The sequence below is a fragment of the Slackia piriformis YIT 12062 genome (assembly GCF_000296445.1).
In the GTDB taxonomy this organism is placed as follows: domain Bacteria; phylum Actinomycetota; class Coriobacteriia; order Coriobacteriales; family Eggerthellaceae; genus Slackia; species Slackia piriformis.
In genome coordinates this window covers 830448-846016 of the sequence record NZ_JH815198.1, presented here as the reverse complement: position 1 = coordinate 846016, position 15569 = coordinate 830448, and the positions used below count along the sequence as shown (strand labels likewise).

Sequence of the window (15569 nt, the reverse complement as noted above, 5' to 3'; positions counted from 1 at the left end):
TGCCGGCGTGTTTCTTGCAAGCGTGGATCTCTGCTGAAAAGCCGCCTCCTATCGTTTGTTTGCGAGCAATCGCGCTAGACTAGATTTCGTTTCAAGATTCACGAAGGGGGTCGACCTGCTGCATGGCGCATAAGCAAAACTATCTCGTGCGCATAACCAACGAATGGTGCAATCGTCTTCTCGGAGCCGTATCGGAGCGCTCTTTAGGCGATCAGGAAGAGCAGTATGCATCGCACAGGACTCGCCGAGACTTCGTGTGCACCAGCATCGGCGTGGGCATGTGGGGCATGGTCTTCCCGCTACTCACGATCGTTGTCACACAGCTTGTGGGCGCAGAGCAGGCAGGCATGTTCTCCATGGCCTTCATCACGGGCCTCGTCCTCATGTTCATGGGCAATTACGGCGTGCGAACGTTTCAGGTGTCCGATCTTTCCGAGCGATATGCTTTTTCCGATTACCAAGTCAATCGTGTCATCACCTGCATCGTCATGATGGTCGTAGGCGTTGCCTACTGTTTCATGCGCGGCTACGACGGTCGGATGTTCACCATCTGCATGGGCGTCTATCTCTATAAGATGGTCGACGCTTTGGCGGACGTGTACGAAGGCCGCCTGCAGCAGGCGGACAAAATGTATCTGGCGGGTCTTTCCCAGGCGCTGCGCTCCGTCGCGGTCGTCGTGGTCTTTTCACTTCTCCTGCTCGTCACGCGCAACCTTGCTGTAGCCTCAATCGCCATGGCGGTGGCGGCCGTTGCTTCGCTTCTCGTGCTCACGCTTCCTCTCGCGTTTTTCGAAACCCCGAAGTCGCGCCGTTGGAGCCCGAAAGGCGTCGTGGAGCTGCTCAAGCAGTGCTTCCCTCTGTTCGTGGCGCTGTTTTTGTTTAATCTTATCGAGAATATGCCGAAGTTCGTCATGGAAGGCATGCTGGCCTATGAAAACCAGCTGTACTTCAACGCTCTGTACTTCCCGGCGCAAGGCATCCTTCTCACGGTCAGCATGATTTACAAGCCCTTGCTCGTGCGTCTTGCCGAGGTCTGGGCCGACCCGAAACGCCGCAAGCGCTTCGACCTTGCCATCTTCGCCATCGTCGGCGTTACCGTTGCCCTGACCGCCCTTGTCATGGGCTTCATGGGTTGGATCGGCATTCCCATCATGAGCTTTCTCTACGGCATCGATTTCGAGCCCTTCCGGGGTTTGAGCTTTGTTATGATCGCCGCCGGCGGCGTAACGGCTGTAATCGACTTCCTCTACCAGGCCATCACCGTGCTCCGTCGGCAGAAAGACGTTACGAAGCTGTACCTGCTCACGTTTGCATTCTCCATCTTCGTGCCGCTTCTGCTCATTGGCTTCACCGGACTTTCGGGTGCCGTGCTGTCGTATCTGATCGTCATGTGCATCCTTTTGTCGCTGCTCGTGATGGAATATGTCTCCATTCGCATGAACTTCTTCAAACGCGGAGAAAGCCAGCCGAGCGCCACGACGAGCGCGGCCTACGCCGCCGACGAGACGCGTGCCATGCGCTCTGTCGTTTCGGGTGCGTCTTTCGACAAGCATGCGGGCGGCGTCGAACCCGACGGATTCGATGTTGTGCCGGATGCTATCGCAGATGAGCCGTTCGCGACTCAAAATATACCGTCTGAGGACGATGCGACCCTTGTTCTGGGCGAAAACGCGGCGCATTACTCGGAAAGGCCGAGCGCGCCGACGGTCGCGCTGCGCAGCGATGCCCAGTTCACGCACAGGCTGGGCGACGCAGCCGCTCCGAGTGCTACGACCAGGATGAAGACGGCGATGCCTCGTGCAGGCTCTTCGTCGGCCCGCCTGTCTGACACCCGTCATGCGGCCGCACGCTCGATGACGCGCATGGAGCGCGCCCATTGGGAGGAAATCGACCGCAAACGCGCAGAGGAAGATGCGCGTGAGATGCAGCGAATGCAGCGTGACCGCGAGCGCAAGGCCGCCCAGCGCGAAGAGCTGGTGCGCCAGGCAAAGGAGCGCAAGCGCATCGAAGAGGAGCGCAACGCTCTTCGCGGTGAAACGGTCGACCTCGGTGGGGCGCACGCGCGGGCGGCATCGGGTAAGAAGACCCGTTTGGGGTCCTGGTTCAGGCGATAGCATCGTTTCGAACCGCTTTTCGGTATTGCCGAGGCTCTGGCATGGCGAATCGCGTCGGCATCAAAGGCCTTTTACTCCTTCTGTTCATCCAGAAGAGGAATGAAGAGCGTCGCTCGAGCCCCCTTTTCCGTGTTCTCGAGATGCAACGCTCCGCTGCAGCGGCGCATCTCTTTCTGCACGATATGAAGCCCCAGGCCATGGTGTCCATCATGCAAACGTGCGGCATCTTGTCGGTAGAAACGTTCGGTCGCGCGGGCGAGGGCTTCTTCGGAGAATCCGGGGCCTTCGTCTTCCACATCCATACGCAGCGCGCGGGAATGAGGAGAATCGGGGAGGCTCGATTCGGAAAACGCAAGATGCACCGTTGTCTCGGGCGGCGCGTACGACATCGCATTGTCCACAAGGTTCATCATGCATCGCGCCATATCGGCGGCATGGGCGACTTGACGTCGGCCGAACTGTTCTCGGGTCGTTTGGATGCGGTAGCCGCGCGCCTTGGCGAGCGCTTCCGCCTTCGAGACGATATCGGCGCAGCATGCATCGGCCAAGGCGGCGTCGCCTTCTTTAGGGGAAGGGGCTGCGCGAAATAGGCCGATGATGCGTTCGATAAATTCCTTCATATCAAGCGAGGCGTCGCGAATCTGGGCCACGCACGTTTTTTGCTCCGCCTCAAGCTCGCTTTCGAGAAGCAGGTCGGCATTGGCGCGGACGATAGTCAACGGCGTTTTCAAGTCGTGCGCCAGGGAGGAAAACGCCTCTTGCTGCGCTTGCTCGCAAGCCCACTGCTCCTCGAGCGATTCTTTGAGCGATAGGCGCATCTCGTCGACTGCGTCGAGGACTTCGTTGGTCTCGCGTACGTTTCCGCGCGCGATCTTGAAATCGAGATCGCGGCTTCCGATGCGCCGTGCGGCATCGACGAGAGGGGAGAGCTTGCGCTGCAGCACATGGGAGGCGCGCATGGCGATGAGGGCAAGCATGGCCGCGAACAGAACGGCGCCCAAAAGCAGGACGGCGCCTTGGGGATCGGGGAAAGCGTCTCGCAGTGCCTTGGAGACAAAGTCGGGGTTGAAATCGTAGATGAGCACGCATACGTCGCCGTTTTCCAAGGATGCACTCGTTGCATAGACGGGTGAGCCTAGCGGGGAAGAATAGGCCACGGAATCCACGCTGCCGTCACGAAGAAAGGCTTCGGCCAATTCCTCGCTTCGCGCATCGAAATCTCCTTCAACAAGCTTTCCCGTCTTGTCGAAGACGCCCCACCGGTAGCATGACGGCACGTCGTCGTCCTCAACGGTGCCGCGCGCTTCTATCTTTCCGACCATCGTCTCATGGTCGATGCTCGCATAATTGCTGGGGTAGAGCACGCCTGAGTTTACGGCTGCGATAAGCAGCGACACTACGGCGCCTGCCACAAAGAGCGACCCTATCAGCACATAGACGAAATACCTGGCGATGACGAGGGAAAACGGCATGCCGCGTCGTGTCTTTTCATGCGATGCTGCGAATTTCGCCCGATGTTTTCCGTTCGGATTCAGCCTATCCATTTGTATCCTATTCCCCAGACCGTTTCTATCGGCGATACGCCGACGTCCTTCAGCTTCGATCGGGCGTTGCCTATATGCACGGCGACGGTAGAGGCGTCGCTTCGGGCGTCCCAACCTGCCACAGATTGCAGAATCTGCGCCTTGGAGAACACCTGTCCCGGATGCTTCGCCAGATGCGCGCATATCTCGTATTCGGACTTCGTCAGCTTGACAAGCTCGCCGCGCACGAAAACCTGCTTCGCGGCCAGGTCTATTCGTATGTCTCCGAACGAAAGCGCCGCATGATGTTCACGACGCTCGCGCCGCAAATGAGCGCTCACTTTCGCACGAAGCTCCGCCGCGCCGAACGGCTTTCTGATATAGTCGTCGGCTCCAACCGATAGCCCCGTCACCGCATCGTTTTCCTCGCTTTTCGCCGTGAGAAAAACGATAGGGCAGTCAAGACGGTCTCGTACGACCGACACGAAAGCAAACCCGTCGGTGCCGGGCATCATGACGTCGCACAGTATAAGGTCAAAGCGGGAGAGATTCAGCTCGAGAGCCCTATCCGCGCTTTCGACGGCAGTCACTTCATGGCCGTCCTTTTTCAAGATGGTCGCGAGCAAGGATAGAATCGTCGGCTCGTCGTCTATGGCAAGAATCCTGGCCATATTCGGTTCGCTCCTTTCTTCGTTGCGCTACGCGCAAGCTGCTCTAGGCTGGCCTGCGCTCATCGGGGCTCAAACGTATCGGCATGTTCGGTCAATCGCCCGGAGCATCGGCGTATTCCCATGCGCAAACGCTCGAGCCTTTCACGCTCATCTTGACGTAGGGCTTGTTCTCGTCGAGCATTGTACCGAAAGACACCAACACCACGCGTCGAGCTGTTCCTTCGGCGTCTTCGGCCTTAATTTCGTAGACGTAGTTCTCGTAGGCGCCCGCGGCGTCGTCGTAAATCTGGAAATACGATTCGGCATCGGGCGTGGGCGCATAGCAGATGTCTGGCTGCTGCCAAGGAGCCGCGCGGTCAAGCATGGTTCTGACAAACCATGCATCGCGACTTTGCGCGACCCAGGCGCCGGCTGCGGTGCAGACCACCACGATGACAAGTGCGGCAACGAGAGGAATCAGAGTTTTGTTGCGGGCCATGACAGCTCCTATTCTTTCGTACGGCGCCGATCTTCGAAGCGTTTCACCCATATGAGCCACAGGATGATCGAGACGATCGTGCCCACTGCGCACAGGGCGGTGCTTGTGGCGGCGTTGGCAAGCAGCGCATCGAGCGTTTCTTGTGCATGCGGCATAGCCGCGGCCAAGGGAACCTCGACGCTGAGCGCGGCGAGACGCGCAGGCCACGTAAAGGGGACGGCTATCAGGGCAAGCGGCGCAAGCGAAGCGCTTAGCGTTCCTGTGACCAGGCCGTTTCCCAGTCCACCGAGCGATGCAAGAGCAATCATGAAGCCCAGCGCGCCAATGGCGATGGCGGCGTTGCGCCCCCATGCGAGCGCTGTTGTGAGGGCGATGGCGTAAAGCGTGGTCGAGCCTGCTGCCAAGGCGGCGAATGACAACAGGACGGTCGATGCAGAAGGCGTGGGCTTGCCGGCCATCGCCAGTATGCCGAGGAACAGCAGCAGTGCGCACAGGCAGGCCAGCGCGCCCAATTCCAGCAGTACGACACCTTTTGCGCCGAATGCACGGCAGCGCAACGGATGGCCTAAGAGGTTGGCGTACTCGCCCGCCTCGCGTTCGGTGTCGAGCGATAGTCCGCAGGAGATGCCGGCAAGAAGCGCCGCGCCTGCGCCCAGAAGCTGCACGAATGCATCGTAGGCAAGCAGCGGGTCCCATGGTGTAGTTGCGAAATACGCTCCTGCGGCAAGGCCGATCGCCGCAGCGAGTGCCACATGCAGCATCACGATCGAAGACCGATGCAGGCGTATCATTTCGGAGCGCAAGAGGGTAGAGAAGGTGGATCGGCGCTGGCGGCATGCGCCACGCACCAAACGATAAGAGCGTATCATGGCTAGTTCACCTCTCGTTTGGCGAACCACGTTGCGCCCGTAAAGACGAGCGCAAAACCGAACGCAACGGCGACGAACAATGCGGCGGTCCATGCGCCGTCTACGACGCCGAACGCTTCCCCCGGCATAAGCGGTACGCCCGAAGGAGCTACGCCCGCCAAAGGAGAGCACAGCCGCATGGCTGCCGCAGGCGGCAATAGCCACCATATATCGTTCGCATAGCACGCAATGCCGGCGGCCAACTGCATCAGAAGCGGCATGGCAATGCCGCAGAGCATGCCGAAACGCATGGTGAGAAAAAGCCCCGCAGGAATCATCCAGAGAGAAGACGCGCTCAGAAGCGCAATCATACCCGCGCTTGCAAGTGGGTCTGCGGCGTTTCCGCCCAACAGCCAGATTACGCTCGAACTAAGACCGACCACGAGGTTTGCCACCACAACCAGTATGAACGCGTAGGCGACCTTCGCATGCCAGACGCCTTCAAGACGCATGGGCGCGCTCATGATGCCGTGAAATTTCTGCCTCACGTCAATGTTGGCCACGCCTGCCGTGACAAGCGCGATGGCGACGGGCAGTAAAAGCGTATACCACCAGCACCAACCGTAGGTGTTAAACCCCGCGCCGCCCGGCCCATGACCGCCGGCGACAAGGCCCGAGCTCATCAAACCGAGCAGACACGTGAACAGCGGGGAGAAAAGCGCCGTTTTGCGCGCCGCCGTACGGGCCCCTTTCATGGCTTCCGCCGCGAACGCTTCGCGAAAGCCACGCAGGCTCTTGTGCGAGGCCTTGCGGCGAGGCTGCGATTTTGCTTTCATCGGTTGCCGCCTTTCTCTGCCGCGTTCTCCTGCGCCTTGTTGCGGCACACATCCATGAACAGCTTTTCCAAATTGATGTCTTCGGTGAAATCGGATTCGAAGGCAAGCGTTCCTTTCACGATAATGCCGATGCGATCTGCCACATGGGCCACTTCGGTGAGGATGTGGCTCGACACCACTACGGTGATGCCCGCATCGGCAAACGAACGGATTTGCTCCCGTAGCTCCTCGATGCCTATAGGGTCAAGGCCGTTGGCCGGCTCATCGAGCACAAGTAGCTTCGGGTGCGCTACGAGGGCAAGCGCAATGCCGAGACGCTGCTTCATGCCAAGCGAGAAACTTCCCGCGCGCTTCGACCCAGTGTCGGCGAGGCTCACCGTTTCCAACGTCTCCTCGATACGCGCATCGTCGATGCCGAGCATGGCGCAGCGTACGCGCAGGTTCTCGCGCGCGGTCAAATTGGGGTAGAGCGGGGGATGTTCGATAAGCGATCCGATGTCGTAAAGGTCTTCACGGCGCCAAGGACGTCCATCGAACAGGATGTCGCCGGAGGTAGGGCGCAGCATGCCGGTGACCATTTTAAGCAGCGTCGATTTCCCCGCGCCGTTCGGGCCGAGCAGCCCGTAAACGCGCCCTGTTTCCACGTGCATGTCCACGGCATCGACCGCGGTCTGCGCGCGCTCGCCGCGTCCGAACGATTTCGTTAACGCGCGCGTTTCCAAAAGGCATTCCATGCGTTCTCCTATCTCTCATTTCATTTGACGACGTTTTCTCGCTGTATCCAGCATGGATGACGTTTCTAAAGAAACTTGAAAGATAGAGAAGAAAATACGACGGCCGATTTCTGGTCCGAAGAATGAAACGCGGCGCATGCGGCCGCGTTCGCTTCTGCGTGTTCGTCACGCGGACGCACCAGGACCCTGGCATTTGCCAGGGCCCCGGTGCTTGTCGGCTTAAATTGTCCGAACGCCTCTATTCATCCTGCTTCTTATTCTCGTTGTCGTGGAAGAGCAGTTCGAAGGCGTAGCGCATGATACTCGAGCGGCGAATGACGCCCACAAGGCGACCGTGCTCGTCGATGACGGGAAGCTTTTTGAACTTCTTTTTCGCCAACGTGTCCGCCACGCGCCCCACGCTCTGGTTCTCCGTCACGCACAGCACTTTGCGCGTGGCAAGCTCCATTACGTTGCGCTCCCTGAGCGAAAGCACCTTCTGTTCGATGGTTTCGTCGTCGTAGTACAGCATGGTAGGAGCGCCGCCCGAGAATATAGAGCGGGTCTTATGCTCGGCGATCGCGCGCATGATGTCGCCGTCGCTAATGAATCCGACCACATGGTTGTCGTCGTCGACCACCGGCAAGCTGCTTACCCCTCGATCGATGAGGCTTTTCGTCACATCCTTGAGCGTCGCTTGCGCCGAGCACGAATAGGCGTCGCGCTCCATGATCGATCCGACCGTTACCGTTTCCATGTCTATGCCTCCTTGCTTTTCGAACGAACCTTCACGATAGCGAACACAAGCGTCGCAGCGCCGACGAGCGCGCAGATTCCATAGGCCGCCTGAACGCCCAAAGCGGTCGATTCGGCCAGGCCGCTTGATGCATTGGCCGATGTCACCATAGTCATGACGGTTACGATCAACGCCGTGCTGATGGCGCCGCCCACCTGGCGGCCCGTGTTACTGATCGCGTTGCCGTGAGCGATCATGTCGTTGGAAAGCGCGTTGATGCCCCAGGTGTTCGCGGGCATGTTGGCCATGGTCTGGCCCGCCGCCATGCATGTGCACAGAACGGCGGCAACAAGCAGCGTGCTGTCCGATCCGATGCGCGAGAATCCGAAGAGCGCTGCGCTCATCAGGGCCAGGCCGCCCACAGTGATCCAGCGAGGACCGAATTTGTCGAAGATGACACCCGAGAGGGGGCTGATGATGATGCCGACGGCTGCAGCGGGCATCATGACCATGCCCGTCTCAAGCGCGCTCGCTCCCAAGACGTTCTGCAGGAAAATAGGCAGCGTGACGTTCGTTACGGCGGCTGCGCAGTTGATCAGGGTCACAATGATGGCCGAGGACGCGAAGACGTCGGATTTCAGGGTAGCGAGCTGCAGCAGGGGTTCGTCGAGTTTTTTCTGGCGACGAACGAAAAGGATGAGGCACAGGGCGCCTATGACGATGACCGCGATGACGACGGGGTTCGTCCAGCCCAGGCTCGATGCGCTCGAGAAGCCGTAAAGCAGACCGCCAAACGCTACGGTGGAAAGCAGCACGGACGGCATATCGAGACGAGGATTCTTCAATTCGCCGACGTTGCTGAGCAAGAAGATGCTGGCGACCAGTACGATAATGCCCAGCGGGGCGATCGACCAAAACATTGCACGCCAGCCCATGGAATCGATAATCATTCCTGCGGCCACCGGGCCTGCAGCAGGGGCAACCGACATGACGATGCCGGCCATACCCATGGCCGTTCCGCGCTTTTCGGGCGGAAAGATCAGCATGGGCACGACAGCGACCAATGGCATCTGCACGCCCGCGCCCGCTGCCTGCAGGATTCGCCCGACAATCAAAATTTCGAATGTCGGGGCCATTGCGCAAAGAACGGTGCCGGCGATGAACACGCCCATCGATGCAAAAAACAGCTTTCGCGTGGGGAACTTGTCAATAAGATACGCCGATACAGGGACCATGATGCCGTTGACCAACATGTATATGCTGGTCACCCATTGTGCGGTGCCTGCGTTGATCTGAAACGTCTCCATAAGCCCCGGTAAGGCGGGAGCAAGGACGGTTTGGTTTAGGATAGCGAGAAACGCACCTGCGATGACGATGCCGACAACCATTATTTCATGGCGTGTTGCCTTACGGACGTCATTAGATGAAGGGGAAGTGCTCAAAAGAAGGTTCCTTTCCGAAACGAGGGAATACAACGCAACGCATGCAGAGCATACGGAGCTGCGGTTTTCGTGTTGTATGAGATTTCGGAGCTGGTCTTAGATGAGCATAGCGGAAAGGCTCGTGGAGCCGACCGCCTGCATGGTTTCTTCCCGCATGGCAAAATCGCCCATCATGCGGACGTGGTGATAGATATGAGCGACGGAAGAAAACATGGCGGATACCATATCGAGACGCCATAACGCGGTCAAGGCATCTCGCGATCCCTCCACGTTTTCGGCATGCAAGGTGTTTCTTCGGCACTGCGTCTTACGCGGTCGCACGCAGGAATGTCCGGCCCTGTTTCCAAACGCTACAGGTCGACGCTTCGAATGATGCGCGCGCCGATAAAGGCCATATCCTCCATATTGGCGCGCTGCACGTCTTCGTTTCGAGAGGAAGTGGCGTCTTCTACGACAATGACGTCGTAGTTGTAGGAAAGCGCGTCATAGCAGGTGGAGCGTATGCAATTAGGTGTAGTAGTGCCCGTAAGCAAGAGCGTGTCAATTCCTTGCTTTTGAAGCCTTGCATGAAGGTCTGTTTGGAAAAACGCCGAAAAACGAGGCTTTACAACGGTGACTTCGTCCGCCAAAGGCGCTAACTCGGCAGGTTCCAACGATCCGATTTCCTCGGGGCATGCATCAGAGAGGGGGCGTTCGTCTTTCCATATATCGTATCGGCACGGCTCGACGTCGGAGCCGTCGGCGGCATAGCGGCGAACGACATGGTAGACGGGCACGACGTTTTCTCGTGCATATTCAAGAACCCGTCTGCAAGCGGGAATGCTCTTTTTGGCGCCGGCGATGCAGAGGGGAGAAGCCTCGTTTATGAACCCGTTTTGCATATCTATCATGATGAGTGCTGTGGACGAAGGGTCGATCATGTTGGCTCCTTTACCGGAAGCGAGGGTCAGTTCCCTCTGGGAAAAATACAAAAGAAGAAAGGCTATGTCTTACAGAATCAACTCGTAAGCGCTGCGCATCCGTTCTTTGCCGAGGCTGTTGCGCAAGATGATTTTTCCGCAAGGATGAAATCCGTAGCACTCGAGCAGTTTTTTCATCGGTTCGTTTCCTTCATAGACATCGGCGCGAATGCAGGATTTGCCGGCCGCCTTCGCCATGCGTTCGGCTTCGCCGAGGATAAACATGCCCACGCCGCTTCGCCGCGCTTCGGGTATGACGCTCACCCAATGCAAAGCGGCGTATTCGCTTTCGCCCTCAGGATGGGAATCGGAGAAATCGGTCCATACGGCACCGATCGAGCGCACATATGCGGGATCGCCGTTCATGTCGAGCGAGAAAGCCCCGATCGCCCTTTTTCCATCGGCTGTTACGGCGACGGAGTCGACGATGGATGCTTCCCGGTCGTTCAGCGCCGTTTTAGCGGCAGAGGCATCCATGGTCACCACGTAGGCGTCTCCGTGGTCTATGGCGCGCATGATGCGACGCTCGGATGGATATTTCTTCTCACCTGGCTCCAGGATGCCGAGTTCCGCTACGAAACGCCTTCCCGTCTCAATCACCTCAGTGAATGCATTCAGGTCAGCGCTTGTTGCATGGTGGGTTTCGTAATAACCGAGATGCGATGCGCTGCCTTGAAACAGAGGCACGTCGCGAAGCGAGCCGGAGAACTTGTCGTGGACTTCGTTCTTATCTTTCTGCGTGGTGAGTGCCACCATGGAAAGAATGAGAACGGTTCCCATGATGTCGAACAGGCTGACAGGCGTGTGAAGCCACAGCGCCGATATCACGATGGCTGATACCGGCTCGAGACATCCGATGAGGCCGGCTCGCATGGAGCCTGCATCCCTGACGCCCTGGAGGTAGAACAGATAGGCTGCAAACGTTCCCACCACGACCATGACGGCGACAACGATGATGACTTCGGAAGAAACGGAGACGTCGAGATTCCAAGGTTGCAGCATGATCGCTGAGGTGATTCCCGCAGTGGACATGGCGATGCCGGTAACAATGAAGCTGCCCCATTTCGCGAGAGGCTTGACGGGAATGAGCGTGTAGCAGGCCATAGCGACGGCTGTCATGCAGCCCCAGAATAGGCCTTCAGGCGGAATAGCCAAGGCTTCGAAGCTGCCATGGGTAGCAATCAGAAAGACACCCGCAAGGGCGAGAAGCACGCCAAGAGCCTCGCGAACGCGGGGGAGACGGCGCACGGTGATGCATATATAGAAGAGGATGATGATCAGTCCGAGCCTCTCGAGGACGGTGCCTATCCCTGCATTGGTGTAGGAGATGCAGGTAATATAGCTGAACTGCGTCAGGAGCACGCCGAGGAGGCCGAATATGATCATATGGAGCAACGAGCGTGTATCGCGAAGGGCCGCGCGGAAGCTGCGCCAGTTTTTCAGAAGGCACACAACAAGGAAGAGAGACGCGCCTGCGCACATGCGTACGGTAATAAGCCAGGAAACGGGTATTCCGTACGTACTGGTAAGCAACTGTGCGCACGTGCCCGAAAAACCCCAGCAGCAGGCACCAATTGCGGTGAAAAGGATGCCTCGGCCCACATGGCCTGCGCTTGAAGAGGATTGCTGCGAAGACATGCGAATGGCCTTTCGACGAACTTCTACACACTAAAGCCCCCGAGTACGAGGGCTTATGGCGATTATTGCAACAGCGCGAGCAAGTTGCAAGAGGACTGAGAGAGGCGAATGTGACGTAGAAAGGGAGCGGATCCGAAGGCAAGGGTAGCTGCAATATCCGTCTCTGAGTTGCTATACTCTGTAAACTATACAAAGTATAGTTTACGTTATACCTGTTCAAAGTAGTAATTGTTTCTTTAGAATAGAATCAGGAAGCAGCATGATTCAATTCTGACAATAAACCGGTCGATTAAAAATCCGCCGCATCAAAACGTTTGACAGGATAGTATACAGCGTATATGAACGAGACGACAATAATAAGGAGAAGCATGCAGAGCGGTTGTTTCCTTGAGCTGTATCTAGCAAAAACGCCTTATTGCGTCTGCTAGATACGTGTCCAGGTTTGCCAGGTCTGAATGTCCATAGGAGAATTGGGAATACGACTCATCAAGTCCCATGGATTCGAAAATCATACCGCCAATACCTCGAGCGCGGCGGTCGATCTGCAATGTGACGGTTGCGCTCTGGTCTGACAAGGAGAAGATCGCCTCGAGCTCGTCAAGCCTACCGCGAAACTCTCCCGATGCGGGCTTGAATTCGAACTCCTGGACGAAGGGGAGAGCGCCTTGGGCGAAGCGGGGAGAGGCCTTTTCGACATCCACTTCATACAGGCGAAATCCAAGCTGTTCGGCAGAGTGTAAAAATGCCCCCATCAAAACATGCGGGCGAATCTGTACGTAATCGCGATCTTGGGGATCGACTGCGAATTTGATGTCAAGACCAGTTTGAACCCAAACCTTGCTTTTTCCCATTGATACGGGCGTATAAAGCGGCACGAGAATGCTGAAGGGCATAACGAGTTCTTGGCCCTCTTGCACAACGAACCGATCGCATAGGCGAGTCTTGGCGAGTTGGAAGCTGCGATTCACAGTGCTGTCATCAACTTCGATTTCATAATCGGTTACAAGTGCCATGTAGATGCATTCGATTTCCTGAGCTGCGTTTCCTCCTGTGATGCGGACTTCGCCTCTCAGATAGCTTCCAGGGACTACGGTAGAATCCTTTAGAATCGTATCGATTCGAGCGCTTCCTATGCCGATTGATCTTAGCAACTTGTTAAGCATGAAAACCTCCTTGATAAAGAAGAGTCTCGAATAATTCTCGTGAAACAATACCGTGATTCCTCGCCATAATCCATCGTAGCCTGCAATGTGATGGATGTATTCAATGAAGGAGGATTCTCGGCAATCGGACCGTCTCCGTAAATCTGGAAGCAAAATGGAATCTATTACGCGATTTTTCCCAAACCGCATACGATTCCATAAAGCCTCACATGCAATTTATCGCTGTTGACCAGGAGATATAAGCATATGAGGCATTGTTGCGTCCTGTAGCGTTTTAGTTCACAGCTTTACATAAGACTTATTATCAATAATACAGAATGCATTTATTTCATGCATTTGACCAGGCCTTATAGACATGAAGCCCTGAGAGCCGTTCTAAGGCCCACTTTTGTCTTTTTATGACTCCCTAGGTCATAAAAATGATGGTCTCTATCGAATTCAGCAGCGCTTTAATGACCCGCCGACCATCGACGCGCTTCATCGATGCATTTCGTTCTTCTGTCGATTGAAATCAGGCGAAATGCCGTTCATCGATGTAGGGATACCCTTGTGTCCAAAACAAAGGGCCGTCGCACGACAGCCCTTTGAGAAAACGACGCTATTCATATTTTGCGTGCGACTAAAACGTTGCGCCGGAAACGCCCATCGATCCCTGCATGAGCTGAGGCATCAGGAAGACGGCGGTGAGCATATTGGCAATGAAAGCAACCAACGATAAGACAACGCCGATCCTTGCGAGCTTAAAGGCATTCTGCGCGTACGGGTCGGTCGGATTTGCTGCAAGAAGACCCTTTGCGCCGCGAAATGCAAGCATTCCGAGAACAAAGCCGACGATATCAAGAAGCGCTCCGAAAATGACGAGGCTAACGCCGGCGCATACAATGCTTGCGATACCGAGCGACCTGCATTTCTTTTCGTTCATCTACGACACCTTTCAAAAACGAACATATGTACTTTATGGGTTTGAACATTGTGGCTTATTGTACCCGAGGTCGCATCAATCCGCTCCGATTCGCAAGGCTGTTCTTAAGACGTTAGATAAGGAGCAAACGTATGTTCGTAACGAATGAATGTTCGTTGTAGTAGAATATCAATAGTCCGCCTGCGAGGAAAGTCGGTAGCATTGTCGATGATCGAGCATGATAGCAATCTTATACCTTGGCAAGGACCTGCAGTGCTTCTTGTCGATCTGGATGCGTTCTTCGCCTCGGTCGAACAGCTCGACCATCCCGCATGGAGGGGCAAGCCCGTCATAGTCGGTGGCGATCCGAAGAAGCACGGAGTCGTTTCAACGGCCAGCTACGAAGCACGCGAATACGGCGTACGAAGCGCAATGCCTTCATCCACCGCCTATCAGCTCTGCCCTCATGCCATCTGGACCAGAGGTCATTTTTCTCGCTATCGGGAGCTGTCCTCGGCCGTTATGGACATCCTTTTTTGCGAAAGCCCTCGCCTTCAGCAGGTTAGCATTGACGAGGCATTTCTCGACATCTCCCCTACTCGCGTCAATCGCGAGCATCCGGTCTCTGTAGCGCGGCGCATACAGCAGCGCGTCTCCGAACTCGGGATAACATGCTCTATCGGATTGGGCACGAGCAAAACCATTGCGAAAATCGCTTCCGACATGGATAAACCTTGCGGTCTTACCGTCGTGTACCCGGGCAGAGAATCCGATTTTCTATCCCCTCTTCCCATCAGAACTATGTCGGGTGTCGGAGAGCGCGCCGAAGAAATACTCCATCTTCACGGCATACAAACGCTCGGTCAGCTCGCCTGTGCTCCATCCGGTCTCCTCAAGGAAATATGGGGCAAAAATGCGAGCATGATGAGAAATCGCTGCCTCGGCCTTGATGCAACCCCCGTGAAAAACGATGACGAGGTCAAATCCGTCTCCAACGAAATGACGGTCTCGGAAGACCTCGTTGCCTTTGAAGAGATATCTGCCGCCGTCGATACCATGGCGGCAAAAGTAGGCCGAAGGCTCCGGAAAAAGGGACTGGCCGGGCATACCCTCGTGCTGAAGATGAAATTTTCCGACAGATCGGTGAGAAGCGTCCAGCGCCGAATGGACGGACCGGAAGATAACGAATTCGTATTTATTCCCCTTCTCCACCGTATGATAGACGAGATATGGAAGCCCGGCATGAAGGTTCGTCTCGTCGGCGTTGGCGTAAGCGGCTTCGCATCGTGCGCTAGCGAGCAAACCTCGCTTTTTATGCCGTTCGAAATGCAGGAAACCGATAATCATGCTCATCCGCATGCCGATTCGGAACAACTCAACATCGACGCATCATCGGGTAAGAACCTCGCAAACGCCACTGACAAGGTCAAGAATCGATTCGGAGAAAACGCGGTTTTCTTCGGAAAAGAACTCCATGCGAGCAAAAAGACAACGGGGTCTGCCGCCAAAAATCCCGCTGATTATAAGTAGCCCGTCTTGTTTTACGC

General features: G+C 56.3%; 15 protein-coding genes. 2 read left to right on the top strand and 13 right to left on the bottom strand.

The window, feature by feature from the left end; translation table 11 throughout:
* Positions 1 to 122 precede the first annotated feature (122 nt).
* Complete coding sequence (locus HMPREF9451_RS03720; protein WP_009138972.1) at positions 123 to 2114, top strand: polysaccharide biosynthesis protein; 1992 nt, start codon at positions 123 to 125, stop codon at positions 2112 to 2114.
* A 71-nt stretch (positions 2115 to 2185) separates the two neighbouring features.
* On the opposite strand, the gene HMPREF9451_RS03715 is transcribed toward HMPREF9451_RS03720, so the two are convergent.
* The 13 genes from HMPREF9451_RS03715 to HMPREF9451_RS03655 all read right to left on the bottom strand — a co-directional run bounded on the left by HMPREF9451_RS03715 (position 2186) and on the right by HMPREF9451_RS03655 (position 14043).
* A complete protein-coding gene (locus HMPREF9451_RS03715; RefSeq protein WP_040626009.1) occupies positions 2186 to 3586 on the bottom strand; it encodes a sensor histidine kinase in 1401 nt (466 codons plus the stop codon).
* A gap of 59 nt (positions 3587 to 3645) precedes the next feature.
* Positions 3646 to 4308, bottom strand: coding sequence for a response regulator transcription factor (locus HMPREF9451_RS03710; protein WP_009138970.1), 663 nt, complete (start codon positions 4306 to 4308; stop codon positions 3646 to 3648).
* Between the two features lie 91 nt (positions 4309 to 4399).
* The gene (locus tag HMPREF9451_RS03705) at positions 4400 to 4786 is read right to left on the bottom strand and encodes a YxeA family protein (RefSeq protein ID WP_009138969.1); all 387 of its coding nucleotides are present in this window, start codon (positions 4784 to 4786) and stop codon (positions 4400 to 4402) included.
* An 8-nt stretch (positions 4787 to 4794) separates the two neighbouring features.
* Positions 4795 to 5655 carry an ABC transporter permease gene (locus HMPREF9451_RS03700; RefSeq protein ID WP_009138968.1) on the bottom strand — a complete coding sequence of 287 codons (861 nt, stop codon included), beginning with the start codon at positions 5653 to 5655 and terminating at the stop codon, positions 4795 to 4797.
* A gap of 2 nt (positions 5656 to 5657) precedes the next feature.
* Positions 5658 to 6470, bottom strand: a complete 813-nt coding sequence (locus HMPREF9451_RS09960; protein ID WP_009138967.1) for a lantibiotic immunity ABC transporter MutE/EpiE family permease subunit — start codon at positions 6468 to 6470, stop codon at positions 5658 to 5660.
* A complete protein-coding gene (locus HMPREF9451_RS03690; RefSeq protein ID WP_009138966.1) occupies positions 6467 to 7204 on the bottom strand; it encodes a lantibiotic protection ABC transporter ATP-binding protein in 738 nt (245 codons plus the stop codon). Before HMPREF9451_RS03690 ends, HMPREF9451_RS09960 begins: the two co-directional genes overlap by 4 nt.
* 238 nt (positions 7205 to 7442) lie before the next feature.
* A complete protein-coding gene (locus HMPREF9451_RS03685; protein WP_009138965.1) occupies positions 7443 to 7940 on the bottom strand; it encodes a CBS domain-containing protein in 498 nt (165 codons plus the stop codon).
* 2 nt (positions 7941 to 7942) lie between these two features.
* Positions 7943 to 9361, bottom strand: a complete 1419-nt coding sequence (locus HMPREF9451_RS03680) for a DHA2 family efflux MFS transporter permease subunit (RefSeq protein WP_009138964.1) — start codon at positions 9359 to 9361, stop codon at positions 7943 to 7945.
* 96 nt (positions 9362 to 9457) lie between these two features.
* On the bottom strand, positions 9458 to 9586 hold the full coding sequence (locus tag HMPREF9451_RS10190) for a hypothetical protein (protein ID WP_262361688.1): 129 nt from the start codon (positions 9584 to 9586) through the stop codon (positions 9458 to 9460).
* Between the two features lie 125 nt (positions 9587 to 9711).
* A complete protein-coding gene (locus HMPREF9451_RS03670) occupies positions 9712 to 10281 on the bottom strand; it encodes a cysteine hydrolase family protein (protein WP_009138962.1) in 570 nt (189 codons plus the stop codon).
* 69 nt (positions 10282 to 10350) lie between these two features.
* On the bottom strand, positions 10351 to 11958 hold the full coding sequence (locus tag HMPREF9451_RS03665; RefSeq protein WP_009138961.1) for a GNAT family N-acetyltransferase: 1608 nt from the start codon (positions 11956 to 11958) through the stop codon (positions 10351 to 10353).
* A 398-nt stretch (positions 11959 to 12356) separates the two neighbouring features.
* Positions 12357 to 13121 (bottom strand): sporulation protein, encoded by a 765-nt coding sequence (locus tag HMPREF9451_RS03660; RefSeq protein WP_009138960.1) that lies wholly within the window; start codon positions 13119 to 13121, stop codon positions 12357 to 12359.
* Between the two features lie 619 nt (positions 13122 to 13740).
* Complete coding sequence (locus HMPREF9451_RS03655) at positions 13741 to 14043, bottom strand: hypothetical protein (RefSeq protein WP_009138959.1); 303 nt, start codon at positions 14041 to 14043, stop codon at positions 13741 to 13743.
* A 252-nt stretch (positions 14044 to 14295) separates the two neighbouring features.
* On the opposite strand from HMPREF9451_RS03655, the gene dinB reads away from it, so the two are divergent.
* Entirely contained in the window at positions 14296 to 15552 is a 1257-nt protein-coding gene (gene dinB, locus HMPREF9451_RS03650) for a DNA polymerase IV (protein ID WP_009138958.1), read from the top strand.
* Positions 15553 to 15569: the final 17 nt, after the last annotated feature.

Excerpts from the sequence above, each read along its gene's own strand:
- HMPREF9451_RS03720 (WP_009138972.1), top strand. The coding sequence starts at position 123 with ATGGCGCATAAGCAAAACTATCTCGTGCGCATAACCAACGAATGGTGC.
- HMPREF9451_RS03715 (WP_040626009.1), bottom strand. The coding sequence starts at position 3,586 with ATGCCGTTTTCCCTCGTCATCGCCAGGTATTTCGTCTATGTGCTGATA.
- HMPREF9451_RS03710 (WP_009138970.1), bottom strand. The coding sequence starts at position 4,308 with ATGGCCAGGATTCTTGCCATAGACGACGAGCCGACGATTCTATCCTTG.
- HMPREF9451_RS03705 (WP_009138969.1), bottom strand. The coding sequence starts at position 4,786 with ATGGCCCGCAACAAAACTCTGATTCCTCTCGTTGCCGCACTTGTCATC.
- HMPREF9451_RS03700 (WP_009138968.1), bottom strand. The coding sequence starts at position 5,655 with ATGATACGCTCTTATCGTTTGGTGCGTGGCGCATGCCGCCAGCGCCGA.
- HMPREF9451_RS09960 (WP_009138967.1), bottom strand. The coding sequence starts at position 6,470 with ATGAAAGCAAAATCGCAGCCTCGCCGCAAGGCCTCGCACAAGAGCCTG.
- HMPREF9451_RS03690 (WP_009138966.1), bottom strand. The coding sequence starts at position 7,204 with ATGGAATGCCTTTTGGAAACGCGCGCGTTAACGAAATCGTTCGGACGC.
- HMPREF9451_RS03685 (WP_009138965.1), bottom strand. The coding sequence starts at position 7,940 with ATGGAAACGGTAACGGTCGGATCGATCATGGAGCGCGACGCCTATTCG.
- HMPREF9451_RS10190 (WP_262361688.1), bottom strand. The coding sequence starts at position 9,586 with ATGGTATCCGCCATGTTTTCTTCCGTCGCTCATATCTATCACCACGTC.
- HMPREF9451_RS03670 (WP_009138962.1), bottom strand. The coding sequence starts at position 10,281 with ATGATCGACCCTTCGTCCACAGCACTCATCATGATAGATATGCAAAAC.
- HMPREF9451_RS03665 (WP_009138961.1), bottom strand. The coding sequence starts at position 11,958 with ATGTCTTCGCAGCAATCCTCTTCAAGCGCAGGCCATGTGGGCCGAGGC.
- HMPREF9451_RS03660 (WP_009138960.1), bottom strand. The coding sequence starts at position 13,121 with ATGCTTAACAAGTTGCTAAGATCAATCGGCATAGGAAGCGCTCGAATC.
- HMPREF9451_RS03655 (WP_009138959.1), bottom strand. The coding sequence starts at position 14,043 with ATGAACGAAAAGAAATGCAGGTCGCTCGGTATCGCAAGCATTGTATGC.